Source organism: Clostridium sp. DFI.1.208 (assembly GCF_024463855.1).
Lineage (GTDB): Bacteria > Bacillota_I > Bacilli_A > Erysipelotrichales > Erysipelotrichaceae > Clostridium_AQ.
The window spans coordinates 1-16,616 of sequence record NZ_JANGCA010000071.1 but is presented as its reverse complement, the minus strand read 5'-3'; the positions used below and the strand labels follow the sequence as shown (position 1 = coordinate 16,616).

The window sequence follows — 16,616 nt, the reverse complement described above, 5'->3', positions numbered from 1 at the left end:
CATACAACGAAAGGTTTTTTTATAAATGAACAAAAAGATTGACCCTACCAAAATTTAGAGCTTACCTTCATCTTGACCCTCTGATAATTTAGAGGGCTAACTTATCCCTACGATAATTTAGATATCCGTTATATGGGAAGCCTGTGCTTTTTCTGTGCGCTGCAGAAAGTACATACATGGTACGTAGCTGACAGCAGCTGTGTTGAATTGAAATGCGATGATATCACTGTGCTGCGGCCTGCACAGGATTGGCGGTAGGAAACAGACGCTGTAAATAGGTGCGATTCAGAATGGTGATGCGCCCATAGGAAACAGCGACGACCTGCAGCTTTTTCCACTCCTGTAAGACCCTGTTTACAGTCACGCGGTTCAGATTCAGAATCAACGCCAGATCCTCCTGTGTATAGGGGATACTGGAGGCAGTGACACCGCGGTCAAAATCTGGATGCTGCGTTTCTGATAATAACAGACTTGCGATTCGCTGATAGCGGTCATACAGGGTGATGCGGCGCAGTTGTGCTGTCAGATGATTACAGGTATTGGATAGCAGCTGTAGCATGAGCTGCATAAGCTTCGCTGACTTTTCCATATAGGCATACAGCTGATTCAGATCGCAGGCCATCAGCTCCACCGGTGTGACAGCAGCTACACAAACCGGTCTTGCACATTGTGTGAGGAAGGAGGATTCTCCAAAAATTCTCCCTTTTTCGATGATTTCAAATGTAAGCTCTCGTCCTCCTGTGGTGATATAATAGGCCCGCACACGTCCTTTTTTGATAAAATAAATGCGGCTGGCATCCTCTCCCTGCAAATAGATATCCTCATTCGGTTCATAGCTTTGCAGATAGCCTGCCGCTTCAAAGCAGTGATACAGCTCCTCCGGTATTTTTATTTGACTCATGTACGCTCTCCCTTCCATCATATGATTTTTCTGTATGAATTGTAGCATAGGCTACAGAAATTTGGAAGTACAGCCTTTACAATAGGTACAGAAATAAAAGGGAGAGATGTTATGAAACACGCAGTATCACTTACACAGGGCTCCATCGTTCAGGTACTCCTGCGCTTTTCCATACCGTTTTTGCTTGCCAATCTGCTGCAGGCACTGTATGGCGCTGCCGATCTGATGATTATCGGAGCCTATTGTTCCCCGCAAAGCATTGCGGCCGTTTCTACAGGTACGCAGGTAACACAGATCATAACCAGTATCATCTGTGGTCTGACCCTTGGTGCCACGATACTTGTCGCTCGCTATATGGGCAGCCGAAAACTGGACTATATGGAAAAAACAGTCGGTACGACGATTACGTTCTTTGCACTGTTTTCCGTCCTGCTTACTCTGGTGCTTGCCATTTGCACAGGGCCACTTCTACAGCTGCTGCAGGTGCCGCAGGATGCTATGGCAGAGGCATATCAATATGTGCTTATCTGTACACTGGGCATATTCTTTATCTGTGAATACAATGCATTGAGCGCATTGCTAAGAGGATATGGGGATTCTGTGAGTCCGCTGTTGTTTGTGGCAGCTGCCTGTGTTTGCAATATCGCAGGGGATTTGTTCACGGTAGGCGTTCTTCACATGGGAGTAGCAGGTACCGCAATATCCACGGTGGCTTCACAGGGAATCAGCATGCTGATCGCGGTATGGTATATGCGTCGGCAAGGCTCTGTCTTTCGTTTTTCAAGAGCATCCCTGCAGCTGGATAAAGCGGTATTGCGGGAGCTGATCGGTATCGGTATCCCGGTATCCTTTCAGGAATGTATGGTGCGCTTTTCCTTTCTGTATCTGACTGCCATCACCAACGGCTTTGGCATATATGCAGCATCCGCTGTGGGAATTGCCAGTAAGTTTGATATCTTTGCCATGCTGCCGGCAACCTCGATTTCAAATGCGCTGACGGCCTTAACAGCACAAAATCTGGCAGCGGATAAAAAGGAGCGTGCGGTAAGCTTTGTCCGCTATGGAATCGGCATCTCTTTTGCTTGTTCCCTGTTGTTCTTCCTATGGGCACAATGCTCCCCGCAATCGATGATTTCTCTGTTCTCGAAAGATGCTGAAGTCATTTCCGCCGGCATCCCCTTTTTGAAAAGCTGCAGTCTGGACTATCTTGCCGTTTCCGTATTGTTTTGTATGAACGGCTACTTGAACGGAAGTGAGAAAACGATCGTCACAATGCTGAACAGCTGTGCGGGCGCTTTGCTGATCCGTGTACCACTGCTTTTTGCACTGCTGCATTATGAGGTGGATGTGCTTGCCGTTTACGGACTTGTTTCTCCGCTTTCCTCCATTGCGATGATCGCTGTAATCTGCTTCTATATGAAAAAGCGTACACGATCTGACTATAAAAGGCTACAGCTGAATGCATAAAGCAAAAAGGGATTGACACCAACCTGTAAAAGGAATAGGATAGAGATGTAAGTTATATCTATCTAACTTAGAAGGGGTGAAGGAATATGATAACGCTGTTCGGGTATGTTGGGATTGCGGGTGGACTGCTATGTGCCTGTGGTGATCTGCTGCTGGACATAAAGGGAAAGCATAATCAAGAGCTGGGAGCGCACGGTTATATCAACAGTGCATGGGATACGATGGACAGCAGACGGTTTCGCTGCTCCATCCTTCTGGCAATGCTGGGGGTGCCGATGTATTTTCTGGGATTGTGTGCACTATCCATGTTGATGGCGAAAAGCAATCCTGTTTTTGCTTTGGTATTCTGGATGGTATCACTTGTCGGAAGCATTGGCGGCTTCTTCATCCATACCTTTGTCTGTCTGATGCCGCTTCTGTACAAGACCAGCAGGAGGAATCAGGATATTTCCTTTGCTGACGAGCTGATTAATACGCAGTTTGATGCAGTTAAGCTTCCGTTCGTTTTGCTGTATGCATTGCTGGTTGGTGTTACCTCGATATTGTGTGCCATCGCAATAGGACTGGGGTATTTGGATGTACCCTTTTTTATGATATTCTGCACGCCGCTATCGCTGACGCTGATCGGAGTAACCCTGAGAAGACTGTACCCGCATGTGTTTTATGATCTTCCGGGTATTATCATGCCCAGTATGGGACTGGCCATGCTGGGGTTGGTAGCTGTCTGGGCGGCATCCTGCGGCTAAGCACACCGGCGGTTTCACATACATGCTGGGTACTCCTCCCTATCCTGCAGGACTGCTTCACAAACGAGCATGTTTCCTTTTGATGATTCCCACAGCATTGTATTTAAAGAAGTCTAAATCGCAGGATATTATCGGAATACATGGGAACATGGGAAACTTCATTGAGGTTTTGTCTGGAAAATAGTACAATATAAGAAAGTATAATGATCAAGCCTTCCCTCATAAAGGAGTACGCCTATGGATAAAGAGCAGAGCTTTGTAGAAATTGAAAAGGGTGTTTTTGTAATCAATCGGAAATATGAAATTGTTTATATGGATGAAACTGCAAAACAGACCTTTCCCAACTGCGGACAGCGTGCAATCTGTCATCGAAAGCTACGCAACAGCAGGACTCCCTGCTTTGACTGTCCCCTGAAAAAAGCGGACTTTGAGAAGGGTGAAAGCAAGCTGATCTATAATCGAGCGCTGGATACCTGGATGGAGCACATTGCGATTCCTGTGGAATGGCCGCAGGAAGGCTTATGCACGCTGATATCAATGCGTACTGCATCCCCTGAGAAAATCAGCAGAGAGATGCGGGAGGAGGAGACGGCGCTGCGCGATGCATTGCTGGAATTTCATATTGAAACGGACTCCTTTGCCTTTTTATATGCGAATACCAAGCGGCTTCCCAAGCTTTCACAAAACGGTTCTCTGCAAAAGCTGCTACAGGAGCTTTTACCGTATGTATACAAGGAAGACCGGCTGTATTTTGAAAATTTCTGGAATCTGACTACTTTGAAGAAACGGATCACTCTATACACTCATGTCACTGGTAGCTTCCGCCTCCTTCTGGATGGGACGTATCGCTGGATGAAATTTCAAATCACCGCCTCTACCAATGAACAGCTTTCAGATACCTATCTCTGCCTGATAGACAATATGGCGAAAAAGCTTCAAAAGCCCGCAGCCCCAAAGGATCATAAGCTGCATTACGATGAGCTTACCAATCTGTATGAGAAATCAACCTTTGAACGGCTTGTTCAGGAGCGACTGCAAACTGACAATACGACAGAATACGGTCTTGTAGACCTTGATATTGAGCACTTTAAGCTCTTCAATGACTGGTATGGGATACAGGAGGGAGATAATCTGCTGGTATATATCTCCTATCAGATACGTAAAAAGGTACAGGAGCTTGATGGAATTGCGACCCGCATTGGTGGGGATGAGTTCGTCATGCTGCTTCCGCAGGCTTCCTGTGATGTAAAAAAACTGGAGCCGGAAATCATCGGCTGGATACAGAATTATGACGCTACCATTAAATTTCTTCCGACGGTAGGTATTTATATGATTCAGGATCGAACGCTTCCAATCGCTCAAATGTGTGATCGCTCAGCGATTGCCGCAGCCAGCAGAAAAGGAAATTATGCAAGCCGCGTTGCCGTTTATCAGGAATCGATGAAGAAGCTGATCGAGAATCGTCAGGAGGTATTGTTCGGTGTGAAAAACGGGCTGGATAACCGGGAATTCGTTGTCTATTATCAGCCGCAGGTCAGCGCTAGAACATCCCGTATTCTCGCTGCCGAGGCACTGGTGCGATGGCAGCATCCCCAGCGTGGACTTCTTCCGCCCGGTGAATTTATCCCGATTCTGGAAACGAGCGGATTTATCTATAAGCTGGACTCCTATGTATGGGAGGAGGTCTGTCGGTTTCTGCATGACAGGCTGATGAAAAGGCTGCCGGTTGTGCCTGTCAGTGTGAATGTTTCGCGGGTGGATATGTTTCAGTTTCGGCTGTGTGAGGTTTTCACTGCACTCATAAAGAAATATGCAATACCGCCGCAGCTATTGGAGATTGAGATAACGGAAAGTGCCTATGTGGAGAATTTTGACCAGCTGATTGAAACGGTCAGTGAGCTGCGTGCTTGCGGATTTACCGTCCTGATGGATGATTTTGGCAGTGGGTATTCCTCCTTGAATATGCTGTCAAATATCGAGCTTGATATCCTGAAAATCGATATGAAGTTTCTGGAGACCTCCGATCATCAGAATACGAAAAATTCCAGTATTCTGGAGTCCATCACATCCATGGGACGCTGGCTGGGCTTGCGAATGATTGCAGAGGGTGTGGAAACGCATGCGCAGGTGGACCGTCTGTTAAATCTGGATTGCGAATATATGCAGGGGTATTATTTTTATAAGCCGATGGATTCGGAGCGCTTCTGTGAGCTGTTGTCGGATGCCCAGCGCATCGATGTTCGCGGTATGCTGGCAAAGCGATTACCAAGTATTGATCTGGAGGACTTGTTTCACAAGAATATCACCAGTGAAGCAATGCTTTCCAACATCCTGGGGGGAATCGCATTATATGAAATAGAAGATGATACGCATTTACAGATTCTGATGGTAAATGATCGCTATTATCGTATTACAGGCTGTAATGCTGTGGATTTGCAGGAGCGAAGCAGCTTCATCGCTCGTCAGATCTATCCAAAGGATATGCCGCTTGTATGGGATATTTTCCGCAAGGCACAGGAAGCGGGCTCTATGGGAGCAAGTGGAACCTTTCGGCGTTACCGCCTGAATGGAGAGCTTATGTGGATGCGCCTGCAGGCCTTTTTCCTGCATAAGCAGGGAAATCGCAAGCTGTTCTATGGCTCTGTCAGTGATGTGAGTGCCACAATGAGCCTGCAAAAGGAGCTGCTGGCAATTCTGCAGACGATGCCGGGAGATATCTTTGAATATCAGGTGTTTCCTGATCAGCGGCTTTCCTGCAGAGTGATCAGTGCAGGCCTTACCTTTTTACATGGCTATACCCTGCAGGAGCTGCATGATATTTTGGAAAACGAGATGCTGGAGTATATCGATCCCCGTGATCATGAGGAAGTAATGCGTGTCTGGTCGAATCCAAAGCTGTGGGGAACGGATTGCAGTGTGGAATTTCGGCTGTTTACGAAAACAAGGGAAACCGTATGGGTGGAGCAGCATATCCGCTATATCCGTGAAGAAGCGGGTGTGCGTATCTATAACAGTCTGTTGACAGATATAACAAAAATAAAAAATCAGGAAGAGGAATTGATGGAATCCCAGCGGCTGCTGCATCATTTGCTGGGAATTGTCGATCACAAGGATACACCACGGCAGCTGACAAAGAGGAACCGGGAGTATGCCGCTTTGCTGTATGCGAGCTCCTTTCCTGGAGGTATGATTGGCGGATATTGTGAGGAGGGCTTTCCTCTGTACTTCGCCAATGAGGAAATGATTCGTTTTCTGGGCTATGACAGCTATCAGGACCTGTATCAGGGAATCAACGGTCTGGTGGAAAATACGATTTATCAGGGAGACCGGGCGCAGGTAGCGCTTGATATCGGCACGTCTTTTGAGGAAGGCATGGAATATACGACACGCTATCGTATGGTGCGCAGGGACGGCAGTCTGCGGTGGGTATATGACAGAGGTCGTGTGGTTTGTGAGGAGCAGGGGCGTCTAGCAATCATCAGCTCCTGTATGGATATCGATGAAAGCATTGCTGCCCGGCAGAAGCTTCAGGCTGCGCAGGAGGACCAGTGGTTTTTGAATGAGCATGCCATAGGCGGCTATCATCAGTTCTACGATTGCGAGGGCTATTTGTTTCGGCATATAAGTACACGTTTTACATCCATTCTTGGTATTGATGATAAACAGATTCGGGAACAGTTTCACAGCAGTATGCTGGAGCTGATTCCAAGAGAGGATCATACGGTGTTTACGAATATGCTCGCATCGATGAAGGAAACGGGCAGCTGTCATGGGGAAATCCGTATGATTTCCGCATCCGGAATATTACGGGTGGCCTTTCAGGGCTGCTATGTCAGAAAGCAGAACAAAAGCTATATTGCGGCCAGTATTCTGAATCTTGAGACAATAAGGAAGGGCACACAGTGCATATCATGCATACCGCTGTAAGAATACCAACCGCTAAAAAACGACAGAAGAAGAATATTTCTGTCGTTTTTTTTATGCCTGTATCAAAGTCTGGAAAGACGCTGTTCATCGAGTATGGTGATACAGCCTCTGGCTTGCTGAAGCAGACCATCCTTTTGAAACTGTTTCAGAAGTCGGGAAACAACCTCCCGTGCAGTTCCCAGCTCATGGGCCAGTATATCATGTGTCAGGCGAAGCGTGTCTGATTCCTGAAGCTGCATCTGTGTTAGAAGAGCCTGAGCAAGCCGATGCTCGTTGCTGGAAAACATGACGTCGTGCATGGTGTTCATAACAGAGGAAAAGCGGTCCGCAACCAGCTCCATTGTAAAGTCCTTTACCTTACAGTTTTGGGATGAAACCTTCTGCAGGATTTGTTTTGGAATGAGCAGAATCACGGCATCTGTTTCAAATTCCATGCTGACCGTGAAGGTCAAAGAGTGAATCATACAGGCTGCCGATAATACACAGATATCCTGTTCCAATAGGCGATACAGTGTGATTTCACTGCCCTGCGGCGACATCATGAAAATGCGCGCCTGCCCCTTTACGATCATTTCCAGACCGGTACATTCCTGATTTCCGTGATCGAGGATATCGCCCTTTTGAAAGCTTCGCTCTATCGTATGGGTCGTCAACAGATGTCTTTGCTCCTCTGTAAGCTCCTTCCAGAAGGGAAGGGTTTCCAAGTAAGTGTGCATATATTCATCCTTTCCTTAATATTATAGCAGAAATGAAAGCTTTGCGGATTCCTTTTGCCTGCTTCCTGTATAGTATACATGGAAGGTATAAGCTGTTATGCAAAAACAAGTATATTGGGGATTATTTGTATGTCAACTTATGTAGAAGCTGTTGTGCTATACTGAACGTAACGATGAAATGGTGGTGAATTTATGATATCGAAAGGAACGAAGGTGAAGCTTTCTCTTATGCTGATTGTTGCACTGACAGTGAGCATCGGATCGGGAACAATTTTCTCACAGGGGACATTCTCAGAGACGTTTCATGATTCACAGAAGACTACACAGCAGGAGGGCGCTTTGACAGATGTACAGGAGCAGGAGAATAGCAGGGCTGTACAGCAGGTGGATGCGGTTAAGAATCAGCAGGAGCCGGTTACAGAAAGGGAAGAACAGCAGCCGCTTCAAAGGGAAGCAGTAGCTGCGGCTGCTGAGGATAACGCTGTTACTCCTGCAAGGGAAGATTACGAAATCAATGGGACAACGTTACAGCATTTGAAGGTTTCCTATATAGAAAACCTGACCGCAGAGCAGAAACAGAATATCCATGTAGTGATTCCTTCCGGGATAAACTGTATTGATGCGCATGCGTTTGATACGTCCTATTTGGGATTTTCAAACAATATATTTCGAGAATGCCGATTTATCAGTCTGGATTTATCGCAGGCAACAGAGCTGAAAGAGATTGGCTCTTATGCCTTTAACGGCTGTTCATCGATGGTTGGAGATTTGATTTTACCACAGCGTGTTGAGACAATTTCCAGCTATGCGTTTCACAATGCTGGTTTTAACGGGACGCTTGTTATGCCAAATACACTTACCACGATCGGAGCGAATGCTTTTCGGCAAGGAGAACTATATCAGGGATTGCAGGGAGATATCGTATTACCGGAAAAGCTGACAACCTTGGGAGCAGCTGCATTTTCCGGACAAAAGGCAATCACTGGAGTGGTCCTACCAATAAACCTGACGGCATTACCGGATTCCGTATTTCGTAATACAGGATTATGCGGTGTGCTTACCATTCCCGAAAATATCAGAAGTATCGGAAAAAACACGTTCAGCGGTACAGCGCTGCAATCGGTATATCTGCCTGCGGGAATAACGATTGTCGATGGGGCATTTGATACATCCCAATCGCCCTATGTAATATGTAAGGATAAGGCTGAATACGAACGGCTAACATCAGTGCATACAAAATTTAAAATAACATATGAAACAATGGTGAGGTTTGAGGATGGAAAGAGCGGTGTGTACGACACGATTAAACGTTTATATAATCAACCGTACAATGTGATGAAACAGGATAACGGATGCTGGGAAACAAATGCTGCTTATACTTTTCCAAGTGTCCAATATGATGAGCGAATGAAATGGGCGGCAGCGGCTGATGGTGTTGCGGAAATAAAGGTTACAGACACGGTGGAAACGGATACATTGTATGCTGCTTTGATCTATGAAGATCCGAAGGCAACCTATAGTAATGATATTGATAAGGTATATGATGGAAACGATATCGCGCTTTCTGTAAAGGCGGAGCATCCCTATGCATCGACACTGGATAAGGCAAAAGAAGGAGACGTTGTTTTCTATTACTGGTGGAATTGGGAAACGATATCACAGGTTGAATATATCCTCAAGGGATGGGGGGAGGATACGTATAAATTTCATGATATCAGGGCTCCGTTTGCCATTTCCTGTCGAGTGACTGTACAGGCATATCGAATAAAAAACAACAAAACCACCCTTTTTTATACAACACGCCATAGTTTTAAAGTAGATGTGAGACCGTCACAATCGAGTGTGCATCCACAATTTGATAAAGACTGTGATTTGGATACCGGATTGCCGGATATTCGCTTACAGGATGGCGATACACCGGGTACTCTGCGTTGGGATGAAGGGCAGAATCCGCAGCTTGGAACACATTCCTATACATGGACATTCACACCGGAAAAGAATGCCGAGGGACAATATAATTACAAGGAAGCGAAGGGGACAGCGGATATCACATTTAATCGCTATCAGGCAATGCATATTCAAAAGACTGCACACGGGCAGATTCAGGCGGATACAAAAAAGCCGGTACAGGGACGAAATGTAGTGCTGACCTTCGTGCCGGAGAAAGGCTACCATCTGACAAGCGTACAAATCAACAAGGCAGAGTACGTGGAAGAGGTGAAAAACAACAGGCTGTCACTTCTTGTTCAGGAGGACTTGGACATACAGGCAGTATTTGAAAAAATAAAGGCAGCGGATATTCAGGAGGATGTCGCCAAGCTGCCGCAGACGACAGAGCCATTGAATAAAGAACAACAGCAGACGGTGTTGGAAATATTATCCGAATATACCCAAATGGACGATGAATCCGCACAGCTCGATGATAAGGTAAAGGAAGAGCTGCTGGAGGCGATGCAAAGACATCCGCAAATTATATTTGAAATGGATCAGCAGCAGATACATGCATCCTCTTTGACATCACTGCTGGATGAAGTGAAGCATGACGATATTTTCTGCCTACAGGAAGAGGCACGGGCTAAGCTTCGCATTCATATGGATGTGCGTGAGACTGCGAATTCAGATGATCGCAGCTTCCTGGAGAAGCAGGTGAAAAGAGATGGACTCACGTTAGCATCCTGCTATGATGTAAAGCTGTTAAAGACGCTGACAGCGGATGCAGAGGAGCGTACAGCAGAAGTAAGACAGCTGTCGAAGCCAATCCTTCTGACCTTTGCCCTTCCGCAAAAGCTGACTGCCCCCGATGGTGTAAACCGTGAATTTTATATTTTACGCATCCATGAAAATGCTGACGGGACACAGCGTATTGATCTGCTGGAGCCCGTGCAAAGGGCAGAGGATGAAATCAGTGTGTATAGTGACCGCTTTTCAGCCTATGCCATCGCCTATCGAGATTCACTGATACAAACAAATGAGGACCCGGACAATGCACTGGAAGCACAAAAGGAAGCATACGTGATAACGGCTGAAAAGAATGGACAAGGGACAATCACCCCGCAGGGAGCTATACAGATAAAAGCAGGAGCACAAGCTGTATTTACCTTTGTGCCTGCACAGGGCTATCATGTACAGGACGTTCTTGTGGATGGCAAATCACAGGGACGGCTGAACAGCTATACGTTTCCTGCAGTAGATAAAAATCATACGATTCAGGTCACTTTTGAGAAGGACGCAGCAAAAGCAGAGAATATAAAGCATGAGCAGACAACGGCTTCCACAGAACAGACAAGCCCGCATGAAAAATCGCAGACAGCTGCGGATACCTTTGACTCCGCAAGAAATGAACACTGGATACTGGCAGGACTTGTATCTGTATTGGCACTGCTTTGTATCGGAATCCGTCGTTTTAATAGAAAATAAATGCAGCGGTCTGTCAATTTCACAGACCGTTGTATTTGTCTGATGTGTTATATATGGTATAATGAACAAAGAGCAAAGAGGATGTGAAGGCTATGAAAACAATCGGAATGATTGGTGGAATGAGCTGGGAGAGCACTGTGACCTACTACCAGCTGATCAATGAAGCAGTGAAGGAAAGACTGGGAGGATTGCACAGTGCCCGTTGTATCCTGTACAGTATGGAATTTGATGAAATAGAAAAGCTGCAAAGCAGTGGAAACTGGAAACAGGCTGCGGCTGTGCTTGGGGCTGCTGCTATGAAACTGGAGGCTGCCGGGGCAGATTTTATTATCATTTGTACCAATACGATGCATAAGGTTGCAGGGCAGATACAGAGCCAGCTGCGTATTCCGATTCTTCATATTGCAGAGGTATGCGTACAGAAAATGAAGCAGGACGGTATTCAAAAGGCGCTGCTGCTGGGAACGCGCTATACGATGGAACAGGATTTCTACACATCGTTTATGAGAGCGGAAGGAATTCAGCCAATCATCCCAGATGAGGATGACAGAGAAGCAATCAATCATGTGATTTTCAAAGAGCTGTGCCGTGGGGAAATTCACAGCAAAAGCCGTCAGCTGTTTCTTTCTATCATACAGAAGTATCAAAAAGCAGAGGACGTGGAGGCAGTGATTCTAGGCTGTACAGAGATTCCATTGCTGATACAGCAGGAGGCTGTGGCAATTCCTGTACTGGATACGACCTGCCTGCATGCACTTGCAGCGGTGGAGCTGGCATTGAACCAGGATATGTAATTCTGGTTTTTTTTGCCCTGTGATATTGTCTGTATATAAATTGGTATGCAGCATAGGATTCTGCTGTTGTTTGTGATAAAATAATACCATTCAAACAGGAGGCGGCATATGAAAATAGCACAGGTATTCGTGGAACATCCCATCATGCATCTGGATCATACCTTTACCTATGCATGCGATGGCTTTTCTTTACAGCGCGGTGTACGTGTACAGGTACCATTCGGGAAAACCTCTATCATCGGCTTTGTCATGAAGGTGGAAACCATAACAGAACAGCAGGCGGCTGCATACGGATTCACCATACGTTCGATTGACAAGGTGATTGATGAGGAGCCGCTGCTGAATGAGGAGCTGATTGCCTTAGGGGAATGGATGGCGAAAACCTGCGTGGTACCGATGATCAGCTGCTTTCAATGCATGCTTCCAGCGAAACTAAAACCAAAATCAACATCCGGACATGCAAAGCTGGAAACCTGGGTACGCTATGTGAAGGATGGGGATGCTTTAACGCCAAAACAGCGTGCGGCATTGCAGGCTCTGCAGAAAGAGAAGGAAATGCTTCGTTCGCAGTTTTATCAAATCTATAAGACTCCAGGAAAAAAGCTGGTTGAGCTGGGACTTGCACAGGTGTATGAAAAAGAAGCGCAGGCAAGGCTTTTGCCGCAAAACGTCACAGAGGGCGATCTGCCCTTAAGCAGGGAGCAGGAACAGGCCCTGCATACCCTGCAGCAGCTGCATCAGCATGAGGTCGTCCTTTTGCATGGTGCAACTGGCAGTGGGAAAACAGAGGTGTTTTTACAGCTGGCACGATCTGTGATGCAGCAGGGAAAGCAGGTTTTAATTCTGGTGCCGGAAATCTCGTTAACACCGCAGATGGTAAAGCGGGTAACGGCACGCTTTGGAAGTCATGTGGCAATCTATCATTCCGGACTGAATGCGCAGGAGAAATATGAACAATATCAGCTCGTCCGCCGCCATCAGGTACAGATCGTAGTCGGTACACGAAGTGCAGTGTTCATGCCATTTGATAATCTTGGCGTTATCATAATGGATGAGGAGCATGATACCAGCTATAAGCAGGATTCCTCTCCTCGCTATCACTGCCGTGATATTGCTCTGCATCGAGGGCAATACCATCACGCGCTTGTCATTTTGGCAAGTGCAACGCCTTCCTTGGAAACCTATGCCCGCGCAGTTAAGGGCGTCTATCGTTTGATTGACATGCCAAGCCGCATCAATGGCAGCTTTCCGGCTGTGAAGCTGGTGGAAATGCGCAAGGCGGTAGGCAGGGGAGAAAGCTATCTGCTCAGTAATGAGCTGATGGCTGCAATCTATGAGCGGCTGCAGAAAAAAGAACAGATTATATTGTTATTGAATCGCAGAGGATATACACCGATTTTGCGCTGTATCGGTTGCGGGCATGTTGTTATGTGCCCGCATTGTGAGGTGGCGATGTCATATCACAAGGATGATAAGCAGTTGAAATGTCATACCTGCGGACATACGATGCCAGTGCCGAATTACTGTCCGGAATGTGGAAGTGATACATGGCGTTACCTTGGACTTGGTACGCAGAAGCTGGAGGAGCTTGTACAAATTAAATTCCCTGACGCGAAAATCATCCGTATGGATGCAGATACAACAGGGAAAAAGAACGCACATGAAGAATTGCTGAGCGCCTTTGGTGAGCATAAGGCGGATATTCTCATGGGAACACAGATGATCGCAAAGGGCTTGGATTTTGAAAATGTGACACTGGTCGGCATTATCAATGGTGATGCTATGCTGAACCGCAGTGATTATCGCAGTGCGGAGCTGACCTATGATCTGCTGGAGCAGGCCGTGGGAAGAAGCGGCCGCGGCAGCAAGGATGGCGAAGTGATCATTCAGGCATACGATACCACCCACTATGCCATTCAGTGTGCCGCACATCATGATTATCGTACCTTTTTCCAGAACGAAATGAAATACCGCCATATTGCCGGCTATCCGCCATATACCTATCTGGCCTCTATGATTTTTTCCCATATATCTCAGGATGAGGTCGTAAAGGCGGCTGCCAGAGCAAAAAAACTACTGGAAGCACATGCGGGATACCGCATTCTGGGACCGGCACAGCTGATAAAGCGCAAGGATGAATTTCGTATGCGCATTCTGCTGAAGGGAAAACAGCAGGAGCTGCTGGGACAGTGTGTCCGTGAGGTTTACGATGCTCATCTGGCTGCGAAGGAAAAGGCTAGACTGGATATCGATGTATCGCCGGTCATGCTGGACTGATAGGAGGTTGTCATGCAGAAAAAAGAATGGATACCGGTAGGACTGGCACTGCTATTGCTGGTCATCGGTGCATTATATGATTATCAGATTACGGATACTCTGTATCAGCTGCTGCCGGTAACAGGGATGATCTTTGAGCGGTTTTTACTCATTCCTGTGCAAATGATGACAGTGATTGCCATGGCGATGCTGTTTCGTGTGAAGGGAAATGCCTTTTATCTTTTGATTGGATATGTGGCAGCTTTGTATATGCTGCAGGATGCGCTTCACTATTGGGTTTCCTTATCCAGCAGTGGTATACAGCTGATTCTGCTTGGTGGAGGTGCGCTGCTGGTCGCGGCTGTGCAGGTGGTGATTCACCGTATTCCCTATGGCTGGATCCAGAAGCATCTTTCGTTTTTTGTATTTTACACCCTTGTTTTGCTGAGTGCTGTCCTGATTACTACGATTATCAAAATGTCCTGGGGACGTATCCGTTATCGCGACATGCAGGCAGCCACACAGTTCTGTGTCTGGTATCAGCCATGCGGACTGTATGGGAACAATTCCTTTCCCAGTGGTCATACAACAGCATTTACAACACTGCTGTGCTGGCTGCAATGGAAAAAGAATCCATATGAAAAGCCATCTGTTCTGCGTTATTTCCTGCTTGGTGCGGCAATCATCAGCATGCCGCTCACGCGTATGATCATGGGAGCGCATTTTTTAAGCGATACAGCGATGGGCTTTCTGATCACCTATGGCTGTTATCTGTATTATCGACAATTTTTTAGGAAGAGAGGATATTTATGAATGCAAGAGGAATCGCCTTTGATATGCTGAAGGATATCTATTTGAACAAGACCTACAGCAATCTATTGCTGCGCAAAGGACTCGATCAGGCAAAACCACAGGATAAGGGGCTGATCACGCAAATCGTATACGGGACGCTACAAAATTACCGGCTGTGCCGCTATCAATGGGAAGACTGTGTGAAGAAGCTGCCAAGTGATGAGGTATGCGTATTGCTGGATCTGAGTGTATATCAGCTGTTTTATATGGATAAGCTGCCTGCCTATGCAATTATCAATGATGCTGTGGAAATTACGAAAAAGCAGATTCATGTGAAAATGGCGAAGCTGGTCAATGCCGTACTGCATGCGGTACAGCGTCGGGGAGAGCGGGAAATCACAGGCAAAGAGGAAGAGATTCTGGCTGTTAAAACATCACATCCGACCTGGCTTGTACAGATGTGGAAGGCACAATACGGCTGGGATACTGCCCAAAGAATTTGTGAAGCGGATATGGAAACAAAGCCGAATGCTGCACGTGTGAATACATGGAAGATAACCAGAGATGCGCTGATGCAGGAGGATGCAGCCTTTCAAAAGGGCTATCTGAGTGAGGACGCTTTGCTGTATGATGCATCACTGGCCGCAACGCCATGGTATGCGCAGGGGTTGCTTTCCATACAGGATGAAGCGAGTCAGCTGATTGCGCGTATCATGGATCCGCAAAAAGGAGAACAGATTCTTGATGTATGCAGTGCACCGGGAACAAAGGCGAACCATATGGCGGAGCTGATGCAGAATGAGGGCTGCATTGTGTGTGGTGATATCCATGCGCATCGCGTAGAGCTGATTAAGGAAGGGGCTGCGCGCCTTGGTATTACGATTTTAAAGCCGCAGGTTATGGATGCGACAGAGCTGAAGGAAATCGAAGGTATTCTGTTTGATCGTGTATTGTGCGATGTGCCATGCAGCGGATATGGGGTCTTAGCCAGAAAAAGTGATATCAAGGTTCATATGCAAAGCGGTGATATGGATACGCTGATTCCGATTCAAAAGGCGATTCTTGCAAAGAGTGCCGAGCATGTAAAGGAACATGGGATTCTTGTATATTCCACCTGTACGCTGAATAAAAAGGAAAATGAAAAGCAGGTGCAGGCATTTTTAAAGACACATGAGAACTTTACCCTTTTAGAGGAGCGCACGATATTTCCGTTTACTGCACACACGGACGGGTTCTATATGGCAAAGCTGCAGAGGGTTTCATGAGTGATTGCATATTGAAAAGATTTCATACCTTATCCGGAGGATACGTTGAATACAGTATATGGATAGAATCTAAATAGGATACATATCTGAAAATAATAGTGGAAAGATAAAGCATAAAAAAATAAAATACGATAGACAGCATCATCTGCTTACCGATAAGAGGAAGGCTTTTAATAAATACAAAGTATGAAAGACAGAGATTCTCTGTCTTCAGACTGTTGACAAAGTGACTGTCGACAGTCTTTTTAAAATCTGATAGAATATCTGTGGCAGAAACGTACTTCATAAACCCAAAAATAGTCGACGTTTCTGCCATTTATTATGCCAAAAATGAT

Annotated in this window: 10 protein-coding genes; 8 read left to right on the top strand and 2 right to left on the bottom strand. The window is 46.4% G+C overall.

Translation table 11 applies throughout. The features are described 5' to 3' along the window. Positions 1–223 precede the first annotated feature (223 nt). Positions 224–901: a Crp/Fnr family transcriptional regulator gene (locus NE665_RS21270; RefSeq protein ID WP_117444235.1), complete on the bottom strand. Its 678-nt coding sequence runs from the start codon at positions 899–901 to the stop codon at positions 224–226. 111 nt (positions 902–1,012) lie between these two features. Between NE665_RS21270 and NE665_RS21265 the strand changes: the two genes are divergently transcribed. From NE665_RS21265 to NE665_RS21255, 3 genes are all read left to right on the top strand, one after another. Next, positions 1,013–2,368 carry an MATE family efflux transporter gene (locus NE665_RS21265; RefSeq protein WP_117444236.1) on the top strand — a complete coding sequence of 452 codons (1,356 nt, stop codon included), beginning with the start codon at positions 1,013–1,015 and terminating at the stop codon, positions 2,366–2,368. Positions 2,369–2,454: 86 nt separating this feature from the next. Then, the gene (locus tag NE665_RS21260) at positions 2,455–3,114 is read left to right on the top strand and encodes a DUF6796 family protein (protein WP_117444237.1); all 660 of its coding nucleotides are present in this window, start codon (positions 2,455–2,457) and stop codon (positions 3,112–3,114) included. Positions 3,115–3,351: 237 nt separating this feature from the next. Beyond that, positions 3,352–7,041: an EAL domain-containing protein gene (locus tag NE665_RS21255; protein WP_233104813.1), complete on the top strand. Its 3,690-nt coding sequence runs from the start codon at positions 3,352–3,354 to the stop codon at positions 7,039–7,041. Between the two features lie 62 nt (positions 7,042–7,103). Here NE665_RS21255 and NE665_RS21250 read toward each other — a convergent pair whose 3' ends face one another. After that, positions 7,104–7,757, bottom strand: coding sequence for a Crp/Fnr family transcriptional regulator (locus NE665_RS21250; RefSeq protein WP_117444238.1), 654 nt, complete (start codon positions 7,755–7,757; stop codon positions 7,104–7,106). 192 nt (positions 7,758–7,949) lie between these two features. Here NE665_RS21250 and NE665_RS21245 point away from each other — a divergent pair, with 192 nt between their 5' ends. From NE665_RS21245 to rsmB, 5 genes are all read left to right on the top strand, one after another. Beyond that, positions 7,950–11,174 carry a leucine-rich repeat domain-containing protein gene (locus NE665_RS21245; RefSeq protein ID WP_117444239.1) on the top strand — a complete coding sequence of 1,075 codons (3,225 nt, stop codon included), beginning with the start codon at positions 7,950–7,952 and terminating at the stop codon, positions 11,172–11,174. Between the two features lie 92 nt (positions 11,175–11,266). Then, positions 11,267–11,968, top strand: a complete 702-nt coding sequence (locus NE665_RS21240; protein ID WP_117444240.1) for an aspartate/glutamate racemase family protein — start codon at positions 11,267–11,269, stop codon at positions 11,966–11,968. 108 nt (positions 11,969–12,076) lie between these two features. Further along, the gene (priA, locus tag NE665_RS21235; protein WP_117444241.1) at positions 12,077–14,245 is read left to right on the top strand and encodes a primosomal protein N'; all 2,169 of its coding nucleotides are present in this window, start codon (positions 12,077–12,079) and stop codon (positions 14,243–14,245) included. 12 nt (positions 14,246–14,257) lie between these two features. Beyond that, positions 14,258–15,037 carry a phosphatase PAP2 family protein gene (locus NE665_RS21230; protein ID WP_117444242.1) on the top strand — a complete coding sequence of 260 codons (780 nt, stop codon included), beginning with the start codon at positions 14,258–14,260 and terminating at the stop codon, positions 15,035–15,037. Continuing rightward, positions 15,034–16,281, top strand: a complete 1,248-nt coding sequence (gene rsmB / locus NE665_RS21225) for a 16S rRNA (cytosine(967)-C(5))-methyltransferase RsmB (protein ID WP_117444243.1) — start codon at positions 15,034–15,036, stop codon at positions 16,279–16,281. Before NE665_RS21230 ends, rsmB begins: the two co-directional genes overlap by 4 nt. The last annotated feature ends 335 nt before the right edge of the window (positions 16,282–16,616 follow it).